This window comes from Streptococcus sp. GMD3S, from assembly GCF_000298695.2.
Lineage (GTDB): Bacteria > Bacillota > Bacilli > Lactobacillales > Streptococcaceae > Streptococcus.
Genome location: NZ_AJRC02000001.1, coordinates 147,361 through 172,398 on the forward strand (window position 1 = coordinate 147,361; position 25,038 = coordinate 172,398).

Sequence of the window (25,038 nt, forward strand, 5' to 3'; positions counted from 1 at the left end):
TATGTTACTTGAAATTTCGATAAAAAACTTTGCCATTATTGAGGCGATTTCACTCAATTTTGAAAAGGGTATGACTGTTTTGACCGGAGAAACGGGTGCTGGAAAGTCTATCATTATCGACGCTATGAATCTCATGTTGGGGGCTCGTGCAACGACAGATGTTATTCGTCACGGTGCGCCAAAGGCAGAGATTGAGGGACTTTTTTCGGTTGAAAATAGTCGCCTTTTACAGGAACTTTTTGATGAGCAAGGTTTAGAATTGGGGGATGAGATTATCATCCGTCGGGAGATTTTGCAAAATGGTCGTAGTGTTAGTCGCGTGAATGGTCAGATGGTCAATCTTTCTGTCTTGCGTGCTATTGGGCAACACCTTGTGGATATCCATGGTCAGCATGACCAAGAGGAGTTAATGCGTCCTCAACTGCACATCCAGATGTTGGATGAGTTTGGTGATGCTGCTTTCTTGGACTTGAAGGAGACCTATCAGACGAGCTTTGATGCCTATCGCAAAATGCGTAAGCAGGTTTTGGAAGTCAAGAAAAACCAACAGGAACACAAGGCTCGTATTGAGATGTTGGAATTTCAAATGGCAGAGATTGAGGCTGCAAACTTGCAGGCTGGTGAAGACTTGGTTCTCAACCAAGAACGAGATAAACTCCTCAATCATAAAAATATTGCGGATACGCTAACCAATGCCTATAGCATGTTAGACAATGAGGAATTCTCCAGTCTTGCTAATGTCCGTTCAGCCATGAATGACATGGAAAGTGTCGAAGAGTATGACCCTGAATACCGTGAAATTTCAAGTTCTCTATCAGAAACCTACTATGTTTTAGAAGATATTACCAAGCGTTTGGAAGATATTATTGATGACTTGGATTTTGATGGCAATCGCCTCATGCAGGTTGAGAATCGCTTAGATCTTCTGAATACGATTACTCGCAAGTATGGTGGAACTGTGGACGACGTTTTGCTTTATTTTGCCAAGATTACGGATGAGTACAATCTCTTGACTGGAAATAACCTTTCTTCCGAAGATATGGAAGCAGAGCTCAAGAAATTGGAAGTTAATCTTGTTGATTTGGCAGGGCAGCTTGCATCAGCTCGCCATGACTTGGCCCAGCAGCTAGAAGCTGAGATAAAACAAGAGTTGCAAGATCTTTATATGGAGAAGGCTCAATTTCAAGTTCGCTTTAGCAAGGGCAAATTTAGTCGTGAGGGGAATGAAACGGTCGAGTTTTACATTTCCACCAACCCAGGTGAAGACTTTAAGCCTTTGGTCAAAGTTGCATCTGGTGGGGAATTATCCCGCCTTATGTTGGCTATCAAGTCAGCCTTTTCTCGTAAGGAAGGCAAGACCAGTATTGTCTTTGATGAGGTGGATACGGGAGTTTCAGGTCGTGTAGCCCAGGCCATTGCTCAAAAAATTCATAAGATTGGCCAGCATGGTCAGGTTCTTGCTATCTCTCACCTTCCACAAGTGATTGCCATCGCGGATTATCAATTCTTTATTGAGAAGATTAGCGATGAGCACTCAACGGTGTCGACAGTTCGTCTCTTGACTTTAGAAGAACGAGTAGAGGAAGTTGCTAAAATGTTGGCTGGGGAAAATGTAACAGAGGCGGCCCTTACCCAAGCTAGAGAATTATTGCAAACGAGGGAGAAATAAATGACAGACTATTATGTAATTGGAGATGTTCACGGAAAAGCAGGTATGCTGGAAGACCTTCTCAAAACATGGGATGGTCACACCCAGTTGCTCTTTCTAGGGGATTTGATTGACCGTGGTGAAGACAGTCGCCGTGTTCTAGAAATGGTCAAAGACTTGGTCGACAATCAAGGAGCTATCTGTCTATCAGGAAACCACGAGTATATGTTTCTGACTTGGCTCGATGACCCAGAAGAAAGCTATGACCATTATCGTCGCAATGGTGGAGATACAACTATTAACTCTATTTTAGGTCGTCCCTTGGATGCACCAGTTGATGGCGTAGAAGATGCCAAGCGTGTTGCGACTGAAGCGGCAGACTTGGTCGAATTTATTCGTCAAATGCCATTTGTGGTGGAGACAGACAAGTATATCTTTGTTCATGCGGGTATTGACTTGACCTTGGATGATTGGCATGAAACCACAGATTATAAGAAAGTCTGGCTCAGAAAGCCATTCCACGAAGCTGAAAATCATACTGGAAAAACGATTGTCTTTGGGCATACACCGGTTTATGGTTTGCTCAAGCAAGACCGAGGTACAGCTGAGCTTTGGATAACAGAGGATGGCAAGATTGGTATGGATGGAGGAGCTGTCTATGGTGGTGTCCTTCATGGAATCATCTTTACAGACCAAGGAATGACCGAACACCACTTTATCGAAAATGATGGCTTTATTGCCGAAGATTAGTACTCCTAGCAGGGTATGGTCTTGTCAAAATGTTAAAAACAATTTATAATTAATAGATACCCTGAAAGGAAGAGCATCATGAACTTAGAAGAATTAAAAAAACGACAGGAGAAGATTCGAAACTTCTCTATTATCGCCCATATTGACCATGGGAAATCAACGCTAGCAGACCGCATTTTGGAAAAGACGGAGACGGTTTCTAGTCGTGAAATGCAAGCCCAACTTCTGGATAGTATGGATCTTGAGCGTGAACGTGGGATTACCATTAAACTCAATGCCATTGAGCTTAATTACACTGCGAAAGATGGTGAGACCTATATTTTCCACTTGATTGACACACCTGGGCACGTGGACTTTACCTATGAAGTGTCGCGTTCACTAGCAGCCTGTGAAGGAGCAATTTTGGTGGTTGATGCGGCCCAAGGGATTGAAGCACAAACACTTGCCAACGTTTATCTAGCATTGGATAATGATTTGGAAATCTTGCCCGTCATTAACAAGATTGATCTACCAGCAGCTGATCCAGAGCGTGTGCGTACAGAGATTGAGGATGTCATTGGACTAGATGCCAGCGAAGCGGTCCTGGCTTCAGCCAAAGCTGGTATTGGTATTGAAGAGATTCTTGAGCAGATCGTTGAAAAAGTGCCAGCTCCAACTGGTGATGTTTCAGCTCCATTAAAAGCCTTAATTTTTGACTCAGTTTATGATGCTTATCGTGGGGTTATCCTGCAAGTGCGTGTTATGGACGGAGTGGTTAAACCTGGCGATAAGATTCAGCTCATGAGCAATGGCAAGATCTTTGATGTGACGGAGGTCGGTATTTTCACGCCGAAAGCAGTTGGTCGTGATTTTCTTGCGACTGGTGACGTTGGTTATATTGCGGCTTCTATCAAGACGGTTCAAGATACGCGCGTGGGTGATACAGTTACTCTAGCAAGCAATCCAGCGGCAGAACCGCTAGATGGATACAAGCAGATGAATCCTATGGTCTTTGCGGGTCTTTATCCAATCGAATCAAACAAGTACAATGACCTTCGTGAAGCCCTTGAAAAATTGCAGCTCAACGATGCCAGCCTGCAGTTTGAACCAGAAACATCTCAGGCCCTTGGATTTGGTTTCCGTTGTGGATTCCTTGGACTTCTCCATATGGATGTTATCCAAGAGCGTTTAGAGCGCGAGTTCAATATTGACCTCATCATGACAGCTCCGTCTGTTATCTATAAGGTTAACCAAACTGACGGTGAGTCTATGGATGTGTCTAACCCCTCTGAATTTCCAGATCCGACTAAGATCGCGACCATTGAAGAACCTTATGTCAAGGCGCAAATCATGGTACCGCAGGAGTTTGTCGGAGCAGTTATGGAATTAGCTCAACGCAAACGTGGGGACTTTGTGACCATGGACTATATTGATGACAATCGTGTCAATGTTATCTATCAAATTCCACTTGCTGAAATCGTCTTTGACTTTTTTGATAAGCTCAAGTCTTCGACACGTGGTTATGCAAGCTTTGACTATGAATTGTCAGAGTACCGTCCATCTAAGCTGGTTAAAATGGACATCCTTCTCAATGGTGATAAGGTCGATGCCCTTAGCTTTATCGTTCACAAGGACTTTGCCTACGAACGTGGGAAACTCATCGTTGATAAGCTCAAGAAAATCATCCCTCGCCAACAATTTGAAGTGCCGATTCAAGCAGCTATTGGACACAAAATTGTGGCTCGTACGGATATCAAGGCCCTTCGTAAAAACGTACTTGCCAAGTGTTATGGTGGTGACGTTTCTCGTAAGCGTAAACTTCTTGAAAAACAAAAAGCTGGTAAGAAACGCATGAAAGCTATCGGATCAGTAGAAGTCCCACAAGAAGCCTTCCTTAGCGTCTTAAGCATGGATGAAGAATAGAAATAGAAAACAAAACTCTTGAAGATTTTTCAAGAGTTTTTGCTTTAAATGAGAGCGATAAAATCGGAAACTAATAGAATTGATTAGGTTAAAATTTGACAGAAGTCCTTATTTTTCTTATAATGCAGATGGAAAGGTGGTAGGATGAAAAAATTATTAATTTTAGGTACTGTAGTTACTGCTAGTGTTTTTCTAGCTTCATGCTCTAATAAATCGCAAACAGCAACCGAAGAAAGTTCGTCTGCAGTTGTTAGTTCTTCTAGCAGTCAGGAAACGAGTAGCTCTAGCTCTACTGTTTCCGAAGCGAAGAAGGAAGAGACTCAAATCATCGGTTCGAATGAATATGGTTTTGTCAAGGTACCCAAATCTTGGGTTCGATTTCATGAAGTAGAAGGTGGAAACGATATACAGTATTGTGATGGAACAGATATCAACATTGTTACGTTAAATACCTTCAAGGCTGAGCAGTTTAATATCAGCGAAGAAGAATATGCTAAACTGGATGTAGTGACTGTCTCATCTAGTATTTTAACTTCCAAAGAACAAAGCTCTGATTTCAGTAAGGTTTGGGGCTCCAAATCGACAATTGGAGGTTATGAAGCCTATGTTGTCAATGCAATTGCTAAGTCAGGTAAATACCTCGTTACTTGGGTTTTCCGATCAAATGATGGTAAAATCCGCTATGTTTCACTTGAAGGGGATGGGGAAACTTTAAAAACAATCTTACCGATGGTTGAAAGTAGCTGGTCAACTACTAAAGCTGAATAAATGAAAAAAAGAAGATCCTTGGTCTTCTTTTTATTTTTTTTTACGAATAGATAGATGAGTAGCAAAAGAAACGGGGTTGTATATGAAGATCACAAACTATGAGATTTACAAATTGAGAAAAGCTGGGCTGACCAATCAACAAATTTTAAATGTTCTTGAATACGACGAGACTGTAGATCAGGAGCTCTTGCTAGGTGACATTGCAGAAATATCTGGATGCCGTAATCCTGCTGTCTTTATGGAACGCTATTTCCAGATAGATGATGCACAGTTGGAGAAGGAGTTTCAGAAATTTCCATCCTTCTCGATTCTTGATGACTGTTATCCTTGGGATCTGAGTGAGATTTATGATGCTCCAGTGCTCTTGTTTTATAAAGGGAATCTAGATTTATTGAAATTTCCAAAGGTTGCTGTTGTAGGGAGTCGTTCATGTTCGAGTCAGGGAGCAAAGTCGGTTCAGAAAGTCATTCAAGGTTTGGATAACGAGTTAATCGTGGTCAGTGGTTTAGCCAAAGGGATTGATACGGCTGCCCATATGGCTGCACTCCAGAATGGAGGAAGAACGATTGCCGTCATTGGAACAGGCTTGGATGTTTTCTATCCCCGTGCCAATAAACGTTTGCAAGAACACATTGGCAATCACCATTTGGTACTTAGCGAATACGGACCAGGTGAAGAACCCTTGAAATTTCACTTTCCAGCTCGTAATCGCATCATTGCTGGCCTTTGCCGTGGTGTGATCGTCGCAGAGGCAAGAATGCGTTCTGGGAGTCTCATTACCTGTGAACGTGCCATGGAGGAAGGACGCGATGTTTTTGCCATTCCAGGGAACATTCTTGATGGCCATTCAGATGGTTGCCACCACTTGATCCAAGAGGGGGCAAAGTTAGTCACAAGTGGTCAAGATGTGCTGGCAGAGTTTGAATTTTAAGGAGAAATTTGTTCACTCAGATAAACTTTTCTTCTATATATAGAAGTTAAGTCTTGACAGCTATAGAAAAATGGTTTACACTTTATAAAGTTTATTACTTTGAAAAGGTGTGATAGTGTGGCTACGGCAACAAAGAAGAAAAAATCAACAGTTAAAAAAAATCTAGTCATCGTGGAGTCGCCTGCCAAGGCGAAAACGATTGAGAAATATCTAGGCAGAAATTACAAGGTTTTAGCCAGTGTCGGGCATATCCGTGATTTGAAAAAATCCAGTATGTCAGTCGACATTGAAAATAACTATGAACCGCAGTATATCAATATCCGAGGCAAAGGCCCTCTCATTAATGACTTGAAAAAGGAAGCTAAAAAGGCCAATAAAGTCTTTCTGGCGAGTGACCCGGACCGTGAAGGAGAAGCAATTTCCTGGCATTTGGCTCATATCCTTGATTTGGATGAGAATGATGCCAACCGTGTAGTTTTTAATGAAATCACTAAAGACGCAGTAAAAAATGCCTTTAAAGAACCTCGCAAGATTGATATGGACTTGGTCGACGCCCAACAAGCTCGTCGTGTCTTGGACCGCTTGGTAGGGTATTCAATTTCGCCAATTTTGTGGAAAAAGGTCAAGAAGGGCTTATCAGCAGGACGCGTGCAGTCTGTTGCCCTTAAGCTCATCATTGATCGTGAAAATGAAATCAATGCCTTCCAACCAGAAGAATACTGGACAATTGATGGAGTCTTTAAGAAGGGAACCAAGCAATTTCAAGCTTCTTTCTATGGTATGAATGGCAAAAAGATGAAATTGACCACCAATGAAGAGGTCAAAGAAGTCTTGTCCCATTTGACTAGTAAAGATTTCACAGTAGACCAGGTAGATAAGAAAGAACGCAAACGCAATGCGCCCCTACCGTATACGACTTCAACCATGCAAATGGATGCGGCTAACAAAATTAATTTCCGTACTCGAAAGACCATGATGGTGGCTCAGCAGCTCTATGAAGGGATCAATATCGGATCAGGTGTGCAAGGTTTGATTACCTATATGCGTACAGACTCGACTCGTATCAGTCCTGTGGCTCAGAATGAAGCGGCAAGCTACATTAACGACCGTTTTGGTAGCAAGTATTCCAAGCATGGTAGCAAGGTCAAGAATGCCTCAGGTGCTCAAGATGCCCACGAAGCCATTCGTCCATCTAGCGTCTTTAACACACCAGAAAGCATCGCTAAGTACTTGGACAAAGACCAGCTCAAACTTTATACCCTTATCTGGAACCGTTTTGTGGCTAGCCAGATGACGGGAGCTATCTTTGATACCATGGCTGTTAAGCTATCTCAAAATGGGGTTCAGTTTGCGGCAAATGGAAGCCAAGTTAAGTTTGATGGGTATCTTGCTATCTACAACGACTCTGACAAGAACAAAATGTTGCCAGATATGGCAGTTGGGGATGTGGTCAAGCAGGTCAATAGCAAGCCAGAGCAACATTTCACCCAACCGCCAGCTCGCTATTCAGAAGCGACTCTTATCAAGACCTTGGAAGAAAATGGAGTTGGACGTCCGTCAACCTATGCTCCGACCATTGAAACCATCCAAAAACGTTACTACGTTCGTCTGGCAGCTAAACGTTTTGAACCGACAGAACTGGGAGAAATTGTCAATAAACTCATCGTTGAATACTTCCCAGATATTGTCAATGTGACCTTCACAGCTGAGATGGAAGGAAAACTGGATGATGTCGAAGTTGGTAAAGAGCAGTGGCAACGTGTCATTGACACCTTTTACAAACCATTCTCTAAAGAAGTAGCCAAGGCTGAATCTGAAATGGAAAAAATCCAGATCAAGGATGAGCCTGCTGGATTTGACTGTGAAGTTTGTGGCAGTCCGATGGTGATTAAGCTCGGTCGTTTTGGTAAATTCTATGCTTGTAGTAATTTCCCAGACTGTCGTCACACACAAGCCATTGTCAAAGAGATTGGAGTCGAGTGTCCGAGCTGTCATCAAGGACAAATCATCGAACGCAAAACCAAGCGCAATCGTATCTTCTATGGTTGCAATCGTTACCCAGAATGTGAGTTTACTTCCTGGGATAAACCAATTGGCCGTGACTGTCCAAAATGCGGACACTTCCTTGTGGAGAAAAAAGTCCGTGGTGGTGGCAAGCAGGTTGTATGTAGTAATGGCGACTACGAAGAAGAGAAAATTAAATAAAATGAAGAGTCCTGAAAATGAATTTCAGGCTCTTTTTTGTTGATGCTTGACAAATTTCCCCCTTGTATGCGAAACTAGAGGAAGAGTAATTTATCTAGGAGAAATCATGCGTATTATTTATCTCTGTATTGGCTTTATTTCACTGGCTTTAGCTGTTATTGGAGTTGTCCTACCACTTTTGCCAACAACACCCTTTCTTTTGTTAGCTATCGCTTGCTTTTCAAAATCTTCTAAGCGTTTTGAAGACTGGCTTTATCATACAAAGCTTTATCAGACCTATGTGGCTGATTTTCGGGAAACCAAGTCTATAGCGCGTGAACGCAAGAAAAAAATCATCGTATCTATCTATATCTTGATGGGAATCTCTATCTATTTCGCTCCTCTCTTACCTGTTAAAATTGGTCTGGGAGCCTTGACTATCTTTATCACCTACTATCTCTTTAAAGTCATTCCTGACAAAGAATAGATAAAAATAGTAGTTATTTGCCTTGATAAAAATGAAAGCATATTTAAAATAATATGATATAATAAATTCAAAGAAAACATCAAGGAGAATCAAATGATTTACGAATTTTGTGCTGAAAATGTGACCTTGCTAGAAAAAGCGATGCAGTCTGGAGCTCGTCGAATCGAACTTTGTGACAATCTAGCAGTGGGTGGAACAACACCTAGCTATGGAGTGACCAAGGCAGCGGTTGAACTGGCAGCTAACTACGACACGACCATTATGACCATGATTCGTCCCCGTGGTGGCGACTTTGTCTATACTGATCTTGAAATAGCGATCATGCTAGAAGACATTCGTTTGACTGCTCAGGCTGGAAGTCAAGGTGTTGTATTTGGTGCTTTAACTGCTGATAAGAAGTTGGATAAGGCTAATCTTGAAAAGCTGATTGCCGCATCTAAAGGAATGGAAATTGTCTATCACATGGCCTTTGATGAATTGAGTGATGAAGACCAGTTGGAAGCCATTGACTGGCTCAGCCAAGCCGGAGTCACTCGTATCTTAACTCGTGCTGGTGTGTCTGGAGACTCGCTAGAGAAACGTTTCGCTCATTATCACAGAATTTTGAAACATGCAGCTGGTAAAATTGAAATTCTACCAGGTGGGGGGATTGACTTGGACAACCGTCAAACCTTTATCGACCAGCTGGGTGTGACACAATTGCATGGAACTAAGGTTGTCTTTTAAAAAATAGAAAGGAACTGCTAGCTTTGGGTAGCAGTTTTCACTTATGTTTGAAATTTTTAAATCCTATCAGTTTAATCAAGAAAAAGCCAGTGCCTACGGTTTTATAGAAAACGAGGGAGTCTGGACCTACAGTTTACAGATCTTGGATGGAGCCTTTGTCATGAAAGTATCCACCTCTACGGATAAAGTGAGCTTTCAAGTTTTTGATCAGGAGACTGGTGACCTTTATCCTCAAGTCCATATGGAAAGCATGAGAGGGACTTTTGTAGGAACTGTTCGTCAAGCTTGTCTGGAGATTCTCTATCAAATTCGGAAGGCTTGTTTTGATGTGCAGGATTTTATCTGCCCTCAGACTAAGCGTATCATGGATCAGATTCAGGAAAAGTATGGTAATCAGTTGGAGTATTTGTGGGAAAAGTCACCTGATACAGCTGTATTGCGCCATGGAGGCAATCAAAAGTGGTATGCTGTTTTAATGAGAATCCCATGGGATAAGCTGGAAAAGGGCAGAGAAGGGCTAGTCGAAGCAATCAACCTCAAACACGACCAAGTAGCTGACCTGCTTTCACAAAAGGGTATTTATCCAGCTTTTCATATGAATAAACGCTACTGGCTTAGTCTGGCGCTTGATGATAGTTTGCAAGATGAAGAAGTGATAGAACTCATCGAAAGAAGTTGGAACTTGACTGTGAAAAAATAAGGAAAGTTACTTGAGTTTTCAAATACTTTCAATTAGCAAAATATTCTTTACTGAAGAAATTTTCAGAAAATATTGGATTTTTTCTTGACAAGTGTTTTTAGCTATGCTAAAATACTAAACAAGATATCAAACGAAGGAGAAAGTCAAACATGAAAACAGCTAAGTTTAATCAATTTGCTTTGTTGTTGAGGTACTCGGGCTAGTGCAAAAGCATTAGTCCTGTTTGGCTTACCAAGCGGGAGTAAATCAACATCTCGCTTGGGCTTCTAAGCGAGATGTTTTTTTAAAACCACATTTGGAAAAGGGGAAATCTTATGCGTAAAGTTGAATTTTTTGATACAAGCCTTCGTGATGGGGAACAAACACCTGGTGTTAACTTCTCAATAAAGGAAAAAGTTTCCATTGCAAGACAGCTGGAGAAATGGGGAATTTCTGTAATTGAAGCTGGTTTTCCGGCTGCTAGTCCAGATTCATTTATAGCCGTTCAAAAAATTGCTAGAGCCATGAAAAAAACTGCAGTGACAGGATTAGCTCGTTCTGTAAAATCTGATATTGATGCTTGTTATGAGGCGCTTAAGGATGCCAAGTATCCTCAAATTCATGTCTTTATCGCTACCAGTCCGATTCACCGCAAGTATAAGCTCAATAAGAGCAAGGAAGAGATTTTAGAAGCTATCAAGGAACATGTTTCTTATGCTCGTTCTAAGTTTGAAATCGTCGAATTCTCTCCTGAAGATGCGACTAGAACAGAGTTGGATTTCCTATTACAAGTCGTTCAAACAGCGGTCGATGCAGGAGCATCTTATATCAATATCCCTGACACAGTTGGCTTTACGACTCCAGAAGAGTTTGCACGTATCTTTGATCACTTGACTGAAAATATTAAATCAGATCATAAAGTTGTCTTTGGTGTCCACTGTCACGATGATCTCGGTATGGCAACTGCAAATACTTTGACAGCAATTAAACATGGTGCTGGACGTGTCCAGGGAACTATTAATGGTATCGGTGAACGCGCAGGTAATGTTGCTCTTGAAGAAGTAGCTGTTGCTTTGAAGATTCGTGAGGATTTCTTCCAAGCAACTAGTGATATTGTTTTGGATGAAACAATGAATACGTCTGAAATGGTTTCTCGCTTCTCTGGTATTCCAGTTCCTAAAAACAAGGCTGTGGTTGGTGGTAATGCCTTCTCTCACGAGTCTGGTATTCACCAAGATGGAGTCCTTAAAAATCCTCTCACTTATGAAATCATCACACCTGAATTGGTCGGTGTCAAGAGCAATAGTCTTCCACTTGGTAAATTGTCAGGTCGCCATGCCTTTGTTGAAAAACTAAGAGAACTGGCCCTAGATTTTACAGAAGAGGATATCAAACCACTCTTCGCTAAGTTCAAGGCACTGGCAGATAAGAAACAAGAAATCACAGATGCAGATATTCGAGCTCTGGTAGCTGGAACCATGGTTGAAAATCCAGAAGGATTCCATTTTGATGATTTACAACTTCAAACTCATGCAGACAATGACATTGAAGCGCTTGTTAGTCTGGCTAATATGGATGGTGAAAAAGTCGAATTTAATGCGACAGGACAAGGTTCCGTTGAAGCAATCTTTAACGCTATCGATAAGTTCTTTAACCAATCTGTTCGCTTGGTGTCCTATACCATTGATGCTGTGACAGATGGAATTGATGCTCAAGCTCGTGTCTTGGTTACTGTTGAAAACAGAGATACAGAAACCATCTTTAACGCAGCAGGCCTCGATTTCGATGTATTGAAGGCTTCGGCTATTGCTTATATCAATGCTAATACCTTTGTTCAAAAAGAGAATGCAGGTGAGATGGGGCATAGCGTTTCCTACCGAGACATGCCTAGTGTGTAAAGGAGATGGCTATGACAAAGAAAATAGTAGCTCTAGCAGGGGATGGAATCGGTCCAGAAATTATGGAAGCTGGTTTAGCGGTTCTGGAAGCTCTAGCTTCAAAAACGGGCTCTGACTATGAGATAGATAGATGCCCCTTTGGAGGTGCAGGTATTGATGCTGCGGGGCATCCCTTACCTGATGAAACCCTCAAGGCATGTAGAGAAGCAGATGCTATTCTCCTTGCGGCTATCGGTAGTCCCCAGTATGATGGGGCGGCAATTCGGCCTGAACAAGGCTTGCTAGCTCTTCGTAAGGAACTCAATCTCTATGCCAATATTCGGCCTGTAAAAATCTTTGATAGTCTCAAGCATTTATCACCACTTAAACCAGAACGAATTGCTGGTGTAGACTTTGTCGTGGTGCGTGAGTTGACAGGTGGGATTTACTTTGGGGATCATATCCTTGAAGAGCGAAAAGCGCGTGATATCAACGACTACAGCTACGAAGAAGTAGAGCGGATTATTCGCAAGGCATTTGAAATTGCAAGAAATCGGAGAAAACTCGTTACTAGTATCGATAAGCAAAATGTTCTAGCAACATCAAAACTCTGGCGCAGAGTAGCTGAGGAAGTCGCGCAGGATTTCCCAGATGTGACCTTGGAAGACCAGTTGGTGGACTCAGCTGCCATGCTTATGATTACCAATCCTGGCAAGTTTGATGTCATCGTGACGGAAAATCTTTTTGGAGATATTCTATCTGATGAATCAAGCGTTCTATCAGGCACTCTTGGTGTTATGCCATCAGCCAGTCATTCTGAAAAGGGGCCAAGTCTTTATGAGCCTATTCACGGTTCGGCACCCGATATTGCAGGTCAAGGAATCGCTAATCCTATTTCCATGATATTATCTGTTGCCATGATGTTGAGAGATAGTTTTGGACTTTATGAGGATGCAGAGCGTATCGAATATGCTGTTGAAGCTAGTTTAGCGGCTGGTATTTTAACAAGAGATATAGGAGGACAGGCTTCAACCAAGGAAATGACAGAAGCCATCATTGAAAGATTATGAAGATAAATGAAGGAATCACGCTTGCTCTCTTGATTTGGAATTTGCTGATTTTCTTGATTTATGGCATTGACAAATCCAAGGCAAGAAGAGGTGCTTGGCGCGTACCAGAGAAAATCTTACTCATTTTAGCCCTTACTTGTGGTGGTTTTGGTGCCTGGTTGGCAGGAATCACCTTTCACCACAAGACTAGAAAATGGTATTTTAAAACAGTTTGGTTTCTCGGGATGGTGACCACACTAGTAGCCTTATATTTTATTTGGAGGTAATGGATGGCAGGAAAATCGATTTTTGATAAATTATGGGACCGTCATGTCATCACAGGAGAAGAAGGGCAGCCCCAACTCATGTATGTGGACCAGCACTATATTCATGAAGTGACTAGTCCCCAAGCTTTTCAAGGATTACGAGATGCAGGCCGCAGATTGAGACGACCAGACTTGACATTTGGAACCTTTGACCACAATGTACCAACGGTCAACATCTATGATATTCGAGATGTCATTTCCAAGGCTCAAATTGATAAGCTTGCTGAAAATGTTGAGGAGTTTGGGATTGAACATGCTGCCCACGGTTCTGAAAAGCAGGGAATCGTTCACATGGTAGGTCCAGAGACAGGACGGACACAACCAGGAAAATTCATCGTCTGTGGAGACAGCCACACAGCTACCCACGGAGCTTTCGGAGCTATCGCCTTTGGGATTGGGACCAGTGAGGTCGAGCATGTCTTTGCTACCCAGACACTCTGGCAAGTTAAACCCAAGAAAATGCTGGTAGAATTCACTGGTGTTCCTCAAAAAGGAGTTTATTCTAAGGATTACATTCTCGCCTTAATTGCCAAGTACGGCGTTGCCTGTGGTGTTGGCTATGTGGTTGAATATCGTGGAGAAGCCATTGATGCACTGAGCATGGAAGAGAGAATGACCATCTGCAATATGTCCATCGAGTTTGGCTCCAAGATGGGAATCATGAATCCAGACCAGACTACCTATGACTATCTCAAGGGACGGGAATGTGTTCCCGAAGCTTTCGAGGAGGCTGTTGCTGACTGGAAGACGCTTGTCAGCGATGACGATGCTGTTTATGATAAGGTTATCCGGATGGATGTCTCAGACTTGGCTCCTATGGTGACCTGGGGAACCAATCCTGCTATGGGCGTTGACTTTGACAGTAGCTTCCCAGAAATTAAGGATATGAACGATGAACGTGCTTATCATTACATGGACTTGGAGCCTGGTCAAAAGCCAGCGGATATTGAACTAGGTTATATCTTTATCGGGTCTTGTACCAATGCTCGACTCAGTGACTTACAGCTGGCTGCGCGATTTGTCAAAGGGAAGAAAATTGCTCCCAATCTAACAGCAATTGTAGTGCCAGGATCGCGTCCTGTCAAACGAGCTGCGGAGAAGTTGGGCTTGGATAAAGTATTCTTAGACGCTGGCTTTGAGTGGAGAGACCCAGGTTGCTCTATGTGCTTAGGGATGAATCCGGACAAGGTTCCTGATGGGGTTCACTGTGCCTCAACCAGCAACCGTAACTTTGAAGACAGACAGGGATTTGGCGCTAAGACCCATCTTTGCAGTCCAGCTATGGCAGCTGCGGCGGCTATCGCAGGGCGCTTCGTAGATGTTCGGCAAATGCCAGAGGCCCAGTAAGGAGAGGATATGGAGAAATTTACAGTTTATACGGGAACGACCGTTCCTCTCATGAATGATAACATTGACACTGACCAAATCCTCCCCAAGCAGTTTCTCAAGTTAATTGATAAGAAAGGCTTTGGTAAGTACCTCATGTATGCTTGGCGTTATTTGGACGATAAGTATACTGAGGATCCAGACTTTGTCTTTAACCGACCTGAATATCGTAAAGCCAGTATCCTCATCTCAGGGGATAACTTTGGGGCAGGTTCTTCAAGGGAACACGCAGCTTGGGCTCTAGCCGACTATGGTTTTAAGGTCGTGATTGCAGGATCTTTCGGGGACATTCATTACAATAATGAACTCAATAATGGTATGTTGCCTATTGTTCAGCCTAGGGAGGTTAGAGAAAAGCTAGCCCAACTCAAACCGACCGACCAGGTAACTGTAGACTTGGAACAACAAAAAATCATCTCACCAGTTGGAGAATTCACTTTCGAAATTGATAGCGAATGGAAACACAAGCTCTTAAATGGTTTGGATGATATCGGTATTACTTTGCAGTATGAAGATTTGATTGCTGCCTATGAAAAACAACGACCAGCCTACTGGCAGGAATAGAAAAATAGAAAAGGAAATATAGAACTATGACAAAACACATTCAATGGAACGGTACACTTTCACAAGAAGGCTATGACATTTTAAAAGGTGAGGGCGGATGTATCGTTTGCCCTACAAAAGTTGGTTACATTATCATGACGAGCGATAAGGCAGGTCTTGAACGCAAATTTGAAGCTAAAGAGCGTAACCGTAACAAACCAGGTGTTGTACTTTGTGGTAGCATGGACGAGCTACGTGCTTTAGCACAACTCAACCCAGAAATTGAAGCCTTCTACCAAAAACATTGGGACGAAGACATTCTCCTAGGTTGTATCCTTCCTTGGAAACCAGAAGCTTTTGAAAAACTCAAAGCATACGGTGATGGCCGTGAAGAACTCATGACTGACGTTCGTGGTACTAGCTGTTTTGTCATCAAGTTTGGTAAATCTGGTGAACAACTGGCTGCTAAACTTTGGGAAGAAGGTAAAATGGTCTATGCCTCATCAGCCAACCCATCTGGTAAAGGAAACCGTGGTAAGGTGGAAGGTATCGGTCAACGTATCGAAGGAGCAGTGGACCTTGTCATCGAAGCAGACGACTATGTGGCATCCATCCAACCGGACAAAACGATTGAAACTCGCTACGAGCAAGGTGTGATGGTATCAATGGTCGATAAGGACGGCAAACTCATCCCAGAACAAGGAGGAGACCGTTCAATCTCACCAGCGCCAGTTGTTATCCGCAAAGGGCTTGACATTGATAAAATCATGATGCATTTGTCAGATACCTTTAACTCATGGGACTACCGTCAGGGTGAGTATTATTAATATTGAAAAGAAGTCTAGTGTTAAGAAACATTGAAGCTCCTAACACTGGGCTTTTTCTTTGGAAATTCTTTTCTTTTTTAAATAGATATGATATTCTAGGAGTGGACTGTGGTTAGAAGATAATTTAGCAAAAGTCAAATGAATTATCATTAAATATTGTGTTTTGAAATGGAAAAATTTTATGGAGAATATAGTGAACTTTTGGTTAATTGCGATTCCTACGCATAAAGGTATATGGGATGATTTTATAAAAAATAATAAACTTTCTATTGATTTTTCAAATTATAATATTTCAGATTTATTTAAATATAACAATTATCGGGAGCTTCCTGCTGGGGATAAACAAAAGAAGTTTATATGGCAATTTGCACATAAAATTAAAGTTGGCGATATTGTGATAGCTAAGAAAGGAATATCAAAATTTTATGGAATCGGAAAAGTAATTAAATCCTACTATTATGAATCATCAAAAGAAAAGTTCAACCATTCTATTGGTGTAGAATGGTTGAAAATTGGTGAATGGAACATGGGTAATAACACAAACAGACATACAGTGTATTGGGATAGAAATTCAGAACGTATCAATTTATATAAATCCATTCTAAATGGTACATACAGAAAAAATATAGAGAAAGTTGTTATGAATAAAAATATTAACGATTATTTAGATAAATTAAAAAAATCCAAAAACCTCATCCTCCGCGGTGCTCCTGGCACAGGAAAAACTTATCTTGCTAAAGAAATTGCTAAAGAATTAACGGATGGCAACGAAGACCAAATCGGCTTTGTACAGTTTCATCCATCTTATGATTATACGGATTTTGTTGAGGGGTTAAGACCGGTATCAAATGGGGATGGAGCTATTGAGTTTAAGCTAGAGGATGGTATTTTTAAGAAGTTCTGTCAGAGAGCGAAAGAAGCTCAGAAAACTGGAGGACAAGATAATTTTGATGAAGCTTGGGATCTTTATCTTGAGTATGTTAATAGTAGAGATGAAAAAGAATATTTGACAGAATTTTCCTATCTCACAGTAAATAGTCGAAATAATTTTAATATCAATTATGAAACTAAAGCCAAAGGAACTGTCTTAACAAAATCTTATGTTTATGAACTCTATAAAGACAAAAATTATCTGAAAAAGCTCTATTATCGTAACCAAGGAAAAAAAGTCCTTGAAACTTTAAAGAAAAGATTTGGTTTGAAAGACTATATCTCTCCAACAGAGATCAAGACAGACAAGAATTTTATCTTCATCATCGATGAAATCAACCGTGGTGAGATTTCTAAGATTTTTGGTGAACTCTTTTTCTCTATTGACCCTGGCTATCGTGGTGAAAAGGGATGTGTTTCTACTCAGTATGCTAATTTACATGAGACTGATGAGAAATTTTATATCCCTGAAAATGTCTACATTATTGGAACCATGAATGATATTGACCGTTCAGTGGACACCTTTGATTTTGCTATGCGCCGTCGTTTCCGTTTTGTTGAAGTTACTGCTGAAAGCCAAGTTGCTATGTTGGATAAAGAACTAGATATCCATGCAGAAGAAGCAAAACTTCGTCTAAGAAACTTGAATGCTGCTATCGAAAACGTTCAGGAATTAAACAGTCATTATCATATCGGTCCAAGTTATTTCCTTAAATTGAAGGATGTAGACTTTGACTATGAATTCCTCTGGTCTGATTATATTAAACCCCTCCTAGAAGACTACTTGCGGGGTTCTTATGAAGAGTCTGAAACTCTGGCAATATTGAAAAAAGCATTTGATCTGACAAATAAAGAGCAAACAGTTCAGCAAGATACTGGTGATGATAATGCGGATAACTGATAATCAGCATAGAATTGCTAAAGAAGATTTTGTCGCAGAATATCCCAAACTAAGTCAAGCTCTTCTTGATAGAACACTGGATAACCTTTCTATAGAGGACAGTATCTTTATATTCCCAAATGATTTGACTCATTCTCCTGATTTGGATAAGGACCAAAAGATTTTTGAAACTGTCGATCAGGAAATTAAGACTGGAAATGTGATTGGTTTTCTGGGGTGTGGTCAGGAAAAATTGACGATTTCCTCTCGTTTTTCTGATGAAAGTAACGACCATTTTTTGCATTATCTATTGCAGAAAGTTCTAAATATCAATCTGACTAGTTTGGATGTAGCTTTGTCGCGTGAAGATAAGCTCTATCAACTTTTGATGTATCTCTTCCCCAAGTATCTACAAGCTGCAATTCGAAAAGGTCTGTATAAGGAATACCAGCGATTTTCTCATAACGACAGTCATGTAAAAGGAGTGATAGATGTTGGAAATCACCTTAAAAGAAATGTTCCTTTCATGGGAAATGTTGTCTACACAACAAGAGAGTTCACCTATGATAATCCCCTCATGCAGTTGATTCGGCATACGATTGAGTACATAAAGAATCAGAAAAGTTTCGGAGTTCTGCTCGATAGTAATCGTGAAAATGTATCTGAAATCGTGCGTGTAACTCCAGCTTATAAACTAGCTGATCGTGCCAAGATTATCAGAATAAATAAAATCAAACCCATCCGACACGCCTATTTCAGAGAGTACAGAAAATTACAGGAACTCTGCTTGATGATTCTGAGTAGAGAAAAGCATGGTCTTGGATCTCAAGCCCAAAAGGTACATGGTATTCTTTTTGATGTTTCCTGGCTTTGGGAAGAGTATGTTTATACCTTGTTGCCAAAAGATTTCATCCATCCACGAAATAAGGATAAGACAGACGGTATTTCAGTATTTTCTAATCGTGAAAGAAAAGTATTTCCAGATTTTTATCATAAAGAGTTAAAAATAGTTTTAGATGCTAAATATAAAGAACTGGAGTTCACTGAAAAAGGAATCAACCGTGAGGACTTATTCCAGCTGATTTCCTATTCTTATATTTTAAAAGCTGAGAAAGGTGGTCTTGTTTTTCCGAGCAAGGACAAGGTTGTTGATAATGAGATAGGAAAGCTAGCAGGTTATGGAGCTTTGTTGAAGAAATTTTCTATCCAAATTCCTCAGAATGCTTCATCTTATAGGGGATTTTCTGAAATGATGGAAAGCTCTGAAGAAATTTTTAAAAAGAATATTGATAAGGAAGTGGGGAGAAACTAGTCTCTCCACTTTTTATATTTAAACCATAAAAACCGAACATTATTGTTTTATAATTGAAATTATTTGACAAAAACTGTACTTTGATTTATAATAAATCAAGGAAACGTCGCAAAAAGGCGTAGGGATGCGCAAGCATAGGTAGGTCATCACAAAAGAAACGAGACATCGATATGTTAAATGAATTTCCGATTTTTGATTACGAAGATATTCAGTTGATCCCTAATAAATGTGTCATTAAAAGCCGTGCAGAAGCGGATACGAGTGTCACACTTGGAAATCACACTTTCAAACTACCTGTTGTACCAGCCAATATGCAGACGATTTTGGATGAGAATGTTGCAGAGCAATTGGCTAAAGGCGGCTACTTCTACATTATGCACCGTTTTGATGAAGCTGGGCGCATTCCTTTTATCAAGCGCATGCACGATCAAGGGCTCATTGCTTCCATTTCTGTCGGTGTCAAGGATTACGAGTACGACTTTGTTAGCCAACTCAAGGCTGATGCTCCTGAGTATATCACGATTGATATTGCTCATGGTCATGCAGATAGCGTGATTTCTATGATTCAGCACATCAAGAAAGAATTGCCGGCTACTTTTGTCATTGCTGGGAATGTGGGAACACCAGAAGCTGTGCGTGAATTGGAAAATGCTGGTGCGGATGCTACCAAGGTTGGAATCGGTCCTGGTAAGGTTTGTATTACCAAGGTCAAGACTGGTTTTGGTACAGGTGGTTGGCAGTTGGCTGCCCTGCGTTGGTGTGCAAAGGCTGCGCGTAAACCGATCATCGCTGATGGTGGGATTCGTACTCATGGTGATATTGCCAAGTCTATCCGTTTCGGTGCTAGCATGGTCATGATTGGTTCCCTATTTGCAGGACATATCGAAAGCCCAGGAAAGACGATTGAAGTCGACGGCGAACAGTTTAAAGAATACTATGGTTCCGCTTCACAATATCAAAAGGGTGCTTATAAAAATGTGGAAGGAAAACGCATCTTACTTCCTGCCAAAGGTCATCTACAAGATACCCTTACTGAGATGGAGCAGGACTTGCAAAGTGCCATTTCCTACGCAGGTGGACGAAAAGTTGCCGACCTCAAACACGTTGATTATGTTATCGTGAAAAACTCTATCTGGAACGGTGATGCATCCCACTAAGAGACACTTAGTCCACCCATAAAAAAACTTGTTATTAGAGCAAATTTCTGTTATAATAAGACAAGTTTCCACCCTTAGTGTAATGGATATCACGTAAGATTCCGGTTCTTGAGATGGGGGTTCGATTCCCTCAGGGTGGATGTAATTAGCCTATGAAAGCCTTTAAATAAGGCTTTTTTTCTTTATATTGTCTCTAAAATTGAAAATCGCCTTCTAAAAAATGCTCAATTCCCCTCTAGTCCCGTTTTAAAGTGACTCAGGGGGCTTTTTTTGATATAATAAGAAGGACCGTTATCAGTTAGAAAGAGGTTGGTATGAAAGAATTACAAACTGTCCTGAAAGACCGTTTTGCAATCGAATTTGCAGATAAAAAGCTACTAGAAACTGCCTTTACTCATACGAGTTATGCCAATGAGCACCGCCTCTTAAAAATTTCACACAATGAGCGCTTGGAATTTTTAGGAGACGCTGTTCTGCAATTATTGATTTCAGAATATCTGTATAAAAAATATCCTAAGAAACCAGAGGGCGATTTGTCCAAGCTCCGTGCCATGATTGTCCGTGAGGAAAGTTTGGCAGGTTTTGCGCGTGATTGCCAGTTTGATCAGTTTATCAAACTAGGAAAAGGGGAAGAAAAGTCTGGTGGGCGCAATCGTGACACCATTCTTGGTGATGCCTTTGAAGCCTTTCTGGGTGCTTTGCTTTTAGACAAGGATGTGGCTAGGGTAAAAGAATTTATCTATCAGGTCATGATTCCCAAGGTTGAAGCAGGTGACTTTGAAATGATTAAGGATTACAAGACACATCTGCAAGAGTTGCTCCAGGTCAATGGAGATGTAGATATTCGCTACCAGGTTATCTCTGAGACGGGGCCTGCTCATGATAAGGTTTTTGATGTAGAAGTTCTGGTTGAGGGCAAGAGTATTGGAAAAGGCCAAGGGCGTTCTAAAAAATTAGCAGAGCAAGAGGCCGCCAAAAATGCAGTTGAGAAGGGGCTGGATTCATGTATTTAAAGGAAATTGAGATTCAGGGATTCAAGTCCTTTGCTGACAAGACTAAGGTAGTCTTTGACCAAGGTGTGACAGCTGTCGTTGGGCCCAATGGATCTGGAAAATCAAATATCACAGAAAGTCTGCGATGGGCCTTGGGAGAGTCCAGTGTCAAGAGCCTTCGTGGTGGCAAGATGCCCGATGTCATTTTTGCTGGGACAGAAAGTCGCAAACCACTCAATTATGCTTCTGTTGTCGTGACCTTGGATAATGAAGATGGCTTCATCAAGGATGCAGGGCAAGTCATTAAGGTAGAACGCCATATCTATCGTAGTGGTGATAGCGAGTATCGAATTGATGGCAAAAAAGTCCGTCTTCGTGATGTACATGACCTTTTCTTGGATACGGGATTGGGACGAGATTCCTTCTCTATTATTTCCCAAGGAAAGGTTGAGGAGATTTTCAACTCCAAGCCTGAAGAACGCCGTGCCATTTTTGAAGAAGCTGCTGGAGTTTTAAAGTACAAAACTCGAAGAAAAGAAACAGAGAGCAAACTGCAACAAACTCAGGACAATCTAGACCGTTTAGAGGATATTATCTATGAGTTAGACAATCAAATCAAGCCCCTTGAAAAACAAGCCGAGAATGCTCGTAAGTTTCTCGACTTGAATGGTCAACGTAAGGCAATTTACTTGGATGTACTGGTTGCCCAAATCAAGGAAAACAAGGCTGAACTAGAGCTGACAGTAGAAGAACTAACTCAGGTTCAGGAACTTTTGACTAGCTATTACCAAAAGCGTCAAGAGTTAGAAGAGGAAAATCAAAGTCTTAAAAAGAAACGCCAAGATCTCCAAGCTCAAATGGCTAAAGACCAAGGAAGTTTGATGGACCTGACGAATCTGATCAGTGATTTAGAGCGAAAATTAGCCCTTTCAAAACTGGAGTCCGAGCAGGTTGCCCTCAATCAACAAGAAGCACAAGCCCGTGTGACTGCTTTGGAAGATAAGAGAAAGACTCTAAGTAAAGAGAAGGCTGAAAAAGAAGCAAATCTGGCACAGTTAGAGGAAGAACTAGCTGAAAATAACAAGGAACTCAATCGTTTAGAGGCAGAAATGCTAGCTTTTTCAGATGATCCTGACCAGATGATTGAGCTCTTGCGCGAACGCTTTGTCGCTCTTTTACAAGAAGAAGCGGATGTCTCAAACCAACTGACCCGCATCGAGAATGAACTAGAGAACAGCCGTCAACTCTCTCAAAAACAAGCAGATCAACTTGAGAAACTGAAAGAACAATTGGCTACAGCTAAAGAGAAAGCAAGTCAGCAAAAGACTGAGCTTGAAACTGCTAAGGAGCAGGTTCAGAAATTATTGGCAGACTACCAAGCTAGTTCCAAGGAACAAGAGGAGCAGAAAGTTTCTTACCAAGCCCAGCAGAGCCAACTCTTTGATCGTCTAGACAGTCTCAAAAACAAGCAGGCTAGAGCCCAGAGTTTAGAAAACATCCTAAGAAATCATAGTAATTTTTATGCGGGTGTTAAGAGTGTTCTTCAAGAAAAAGCCCGTCTTGGTGGGATCATTGGTGCAGTCAGTGAACATTTGACCTTTGATGTGCATTATCAAACTGCCCTAGAGATTGCGCTTGGAGCTAGCAGTCAGCATATCATCGTAGAAGATGAAAACGCGGCAACCAAGGCGATTGATTTCCTAAAACGTAACAGAGCTGGTCGTGCAACCTTTCTTCCATTGACGACGATCAAGGCTCGTACCATTTCTAGTCAGAATCAAGATGCTATCGCAGCAAGTCCAGGATTTCTGGGAATGGCAGATGAGTTGGTGTCGTTTGATAAGAGACTAGAAGCCATTTTCAAGAATTTGCTAGCTACCACGGCTATCTTTGATACTGTAGAACATGCGCGTGCAGCTGCTCGTCAAGTTCGTTATCAGGTTCGCATGGTGACACTGGATGGGACAGAGTTGCGTACAGGTGGTTCCTACGCGGGTGGTGCCAATCGTCAAAACAATAGTATTTTCATCAAGCCAGAGCTGGAACAATTACAAAAAGAAATTGCTGAAGAAGAAGCTGACTTGCGGTCAGAAGAAGCGAGTTTGAAGACCTTGCAAGATGAGATGGCGGTATTGGCAGAAAGATTAGAAGCTATCAAATCTCAAGGTGAGCAAGCTCGTATTCAGGAGCAAGGTTTGTATCTTGCTTATCAACAAACCAATCAGCAAGTGGAAGAGTTAGAAACTCTTTGGAAACTTCAAGAAGAGGAATTAAATCGCCTTACTGAAGGAGATTGGCAAGCGGATAAGGAAAAATGCCAAGAGCGCCTTGCTACTATCGCCAGTGAAAAGCAAAATCTGGAAGCTGAGATTGAAGAGATTAAGTCTAACAAAAACGCTATTCAAGAACGCTATCAAAACTTGCAGGAACAGATTTCTCAAGCACGCTTGCTTAAGTCAGAACTGCAAGGACAAAAGCGGTACGAAGCGACTGATATTGAACGCTTAGGCAAGGAACTGGATAATCTGGATATCGAGCAAGAGGAGATTCAGCGTCTCCTCCAAGAAAAGGTTGATAATCTTGAGAAGGTTGATACGGATTTGTTAAGTCAGCAGGTGGAAGAGGCCAAAACTCAGAAAACAAACCTCCAACAAGGTTTGATTCGCAAGCAGTTTGAGTTGGATGATATCGAAGGTCAGGTGGATGATATTGCTAGCCATTTGGATCAAGCTCGTCATCAAAATGAAGAGTGGATTCGCAAACAAACACGTGCTGAAGCCAAGAAAGAAAAGGTCAGCGAACGCTTGCGCTATCTACAAGCTCAATTAACAGACCAGTACCAGATCAGCTACACTGAGGCTCTAGAAAAAGCACGTGAGTTGGAAAATCTCAATCTGGCAGAGCAAGAAGTTAAAGATCTTGAGAAGGCTATTCGCTCGCTGGGTCCTGTCAACTTGGATGCTATTGAACAGTACGAAGAAGTCCACAATCGTTTGAATTTCCTAAATAGCCAACGAGATGATATTTTGTCTGCGAAAAACCTGCTCCTTGAGACCATCACAGAGATGAATGATGAGGTTAAGGAACGCTTTAAATCAACCTTTGAGGCGATTCGTGAGTCCTTTAAAGTGACCTTTAGACAGATGTTTGGTGGGGGTCAGGCAGACTTGATATTAACTGAGGGCGATCTTTTAACAGCTGGTGTGGAGATTTCTGTTCAACCTCCAGGTAAGAAAATCCAATCTCTCAACCTCATGAGTGGTGGTGAAAAAGCCCTATCAGCTCTGGCTCTTCTCTTCTCAATTATACGAGTTAAGACAATTCCTTTCGTCATCTTGGACGAGGTAGAGGCGGCGCTGGATGAAGCCAATGTTAAACGCTTTGGGGACTATCTCAACCGCTTTGACAAGGATAGTCAGTTTATCGTCGTAACCCACCGTAAGGGGACGATGGCGGCGGCGGACTCTATCTATGGAGTTACCATGCAAGAATCAGGTGTTTCTAAGATTGTTTCGGTTAAATTAAAAGATTTAGAAGAAACAATAGACTAGTTACCAAATGATAGCACCTCTTAGGAGGTGCTATTTTTTAAAACTAAAGCGCTAAATTTTCTCTTAAGGTCAGTTCAGGCGCAGAAAACGACATTTGGGATTTCCTCTTAGCGAAAAGACTTTCTCTATGATA

Annotated in this window: 20 protein-coding genes and 1 tRNA gene; all 21 read left to right on the forward strand. The window is 41.5% G+C overall.

From position 1 onward, the window contains the following. Nucleotide 1 precedes the first annotated feature (1 nt). The 21 genes from recN (at nucleotide 2) to smc (ending at nucleotide 24,905) form a co-directional block, all read left to right on the forward strand. Nucleotides 2-1,669 (forward strand): DNA repair protein RecN, encoded by a 1,668-nt coding sequence (recN, locus tag GMD3S_RS0200760; RefSeq protein WP_000923548.1) that lies wholly within the window; start codon nucleotides 2-4, stop codon nucleotides 1,667-1,669. Next, nucleotides 1,670-2,398 carry a metallophosphoesterase family protein gene (locus GMD3S_RS0200765; protein ID WP_000133319.1) on the forward strand — a complete coding sequence of 243 codons (729 nt, stop codon included), beginning with the start codon at nucleotides 1,670-1,672 and terminating at the stop codon, nucleotides 2,396-2,398. A gap of 78 nt (nucleotides 2,399-2,476) precedes the next feature. Then, on the forward strand, nucleotides 2,477-4,300 hold the full coding sequence (lepA, locus tag GMD3S_RS0200770) for a translation elongation factor 4 (protein WP_001047194.1): 1,824 nt from the start codon (nucleotides 2,477-2,479) through the stop codon (nucleotides 4,298-4,300). Nucleotides 4,301-4,444: 144 nt separating this feature from the next. Continuing rightward, nucleotides 4,445-5,068 carry a hypothetical protein gene (locus tag GMD3S_RS0200775; RefSeq protein WP_000734762.1) on the forward strand — a complete coding sequence of 208 codons (624 nt, stop codon included), beginning with the start codon at nucleotides 4,445-4,447 and terminating at the stop codon, nucleotides 5,066-5,068. 82 nt (nucleotides 5,069-5,150) lie between these two features. Continuing rightward, nucleotides 5,151-5,999, forward strand: a complete 849-nt coding sequence (gene dprA, locus GMD3S_RS0200780) for a DNA-processing protein DprA (protein WP_000705331.1) — start codon at nucleotides 5,151-5,153, stop codon at nucleotides 5,997-5,999. Nucleotides 6,000-6,116: 117 nt separating this feature from the next. Next, nucleotides 6,117-8,204 (forward strand): type I DNA topoisomerase, encoded by a 2,088-nt coding sequence (gene topA, locus GMD3S_RS0200785; RefSeq protein WP_000179626.1) that lies wholly within the window; start codon nucleotides 6,117-6,119, stop codon nucleotides 8,202-8,204. Nucleotides 8,205-8,310: 106 nt separating this feature from the next. After that, complete coding sequence (locus tag GMD3S_RS0200790; RefSeq protein WP_001220350.1) at nucleotides 8,311-8,670, forward strand: YbaN family protein; 360 nt, start codon at nucleotides 8,311-8,313, stop codon at nucleotides 8,668-8,670. A gap of 93 nt (nucleotides 8,671-8,763) precedes the next feature. Beyond that, entirely contained in the window at nucleotides 8,764-9,396 is a 633-nt protein-coding gene (locus GMD3S_RS0200795; protein ID WP_000638819.1) for a copper homeostasis protein CutC, read from the forward strand. A gap of 43 nt (nucleotides 9,397-9,439) precedes the next feature. Then, on the forward strand, nucleotides 9,440-10,096 hold the full coding sequence (locus GMD3S_RS0200800; protein WP_000461598.1) for an MmcQ/YjbR family DNA-binding protein: 657 nt from the start codon (nucleotides 9,440-9,442) through the stop codon (nucleotides 10,094-10,096). 314 nt (nucleotides 10,097-10,410) lie between these two features. Then, nucleotides 10,411-11,973: a 2-isopropylmalate synthase gene (locus tag GMD3S_RS0200805; RefSeq protein WP_001233217.1), complete on the forward strand. Its 1,563-nt coding sequence runs from the start codon at nucleotides 10,411-10,413 to the stop codon at nucleotides 11,971-11,973. Between the two features lie 11 nt (nucleotides 11,974-11,984). Further along, entirely contained in the window at nucleotides 11,985-13,022 is a 1,038-nt protein-coding gene (gene leuB, locus GMD3S_RS0200810; protein WP_000162515.1) for a 3-isopropylmalate dehydrogenase, read from the forward strand. Then, complete coding sequence (locus GMD3S_RS0200815) at nucleotides 13,019-13,288, forward strand: DUF1294 domain-containing protein (protein ID WP_000700091.1); 270 nt, start codon at nucleotides 13,019-13,021, stop codon at nucleotides 13,286-13,288. Before leuB ends, GMD3S_RS0200815 begins: the two co-directional genes overlap by 4 nt. Before the next feature lie 3 nt (nucleotides 13,289-13,291). After that, nucleotides 13,292-14,674: a 3-isopropylmalate dehydratase large subunit gene (gene leuC / locus GMD3S_RS0200820; RefSeq protein ID WP_000907564.1), complete on the forward strand. Its 1,383-nt coding sequence runs from the start codon at nucleotides 13,292-13,294 to the stop codon at nucleotides 14,672-14,674. Nucleotides 14,675-14,683: 9 nt separating this feature from the next. Continuing rightward, the gene (leuD, locus tag GMD3S_RS10315) at nucleotides 14,684-15,277 is read left to right on the forward strand and encodes a 3-isopropylmalate dehydratase small subunit (RefSeq protein ID WP_000410622.1); all 594 of its coding nucleotides are present in this window, start codon (nucleotides 14,684-14,686) and stop codon (nucleotides 15,275-15,277) included. A gap of 26 nt (nucleotides 15,278-15,303) precedes the next feature. After that, complete coding sequence (locus GMD3S_RS0200830) at nucleotides 15,304-16,083, forward strand: L-threonylcarbamoyladenylate synthase (RefSeq protein ID WP_000160511.1); 780 nt, start codon at nucleotides 15,304-15,306, stop codon at nucleotides 16,081-16,083. A gap of 181 nt (nucleotides 16,084-16,264) precedes the next feature. Beyond that, complete coding sequence (locus GMD3S_RS0200835; RefSeq protein ID WP_000428053.1) at nucleotides 16,265-17,914, forward strand: AAA family ATPase; 1,650 nt, start codon at nucleotides 16,265-16,267, stop codon at nucleotides 17,912-17,914. Then, nucleotides 17,901-19,205 (forward strand): McrC family protein, encoded by a 1,305-nt coding sequence (locus tag GMD3S_RS0200840; RefSeq protein ID WP_001223076.1) that lies wholly within the window; start codon nucleotides 17,901-17,903, stop codon nucleotides 19,203-19,205. Before GMD3S_RS0200835 ends, GMD3S_RS0200840 begins: the two co-directional genes overlap by 14 nt. Before the next feature lie 170 nt (nucleotides 19,206-19,375). Further along, on the forward strand, nucleotides 19,376-20,362 hold the full coding sequence (locus tag GMD3S_RS0200845) for a GMP reductase (protein WP_000931160.1): 987 nt from the start codon (nucleotides 19,376-19,378) through the stop codon (nucleotides 20,360-20,362). A gap of 68 nt (nucleotides 20,363-20,430) precedes the next feature. Next, nucleotides 20,431-20,502 (forward strand) — tRNA-Arg (locus GMD3S_RS0200850). A 174-nt stretch (nucleotides 20,503-20,676) separates the two neighbouring features. Continuing rightward, entirely contained in the window at nucleotides 20,677-21,375 is a 699-nt protein-coding gene (rnc, locus tag GMD3S_RS0200855) for a ribonuclease III (protein ID WP_000661464.1), read from the forward strand. After that, nucleotides 21,366-24,905, forward strand: coding sequence for a chromosome segregation protein SMC (gene smc / locus GMD3S_RS0200860; RefSeq protein WP_000280909.1), 3,540 nt, complete (start codon nucleotides 21,366-21,368; stop codon nucleotides 24,903-24,905). Before rnc ends, smc begins: the two co-directional genes overlap by 10 nt. Nucleotides 24,906-25,038: the final 133 nt, after the last annotated feature.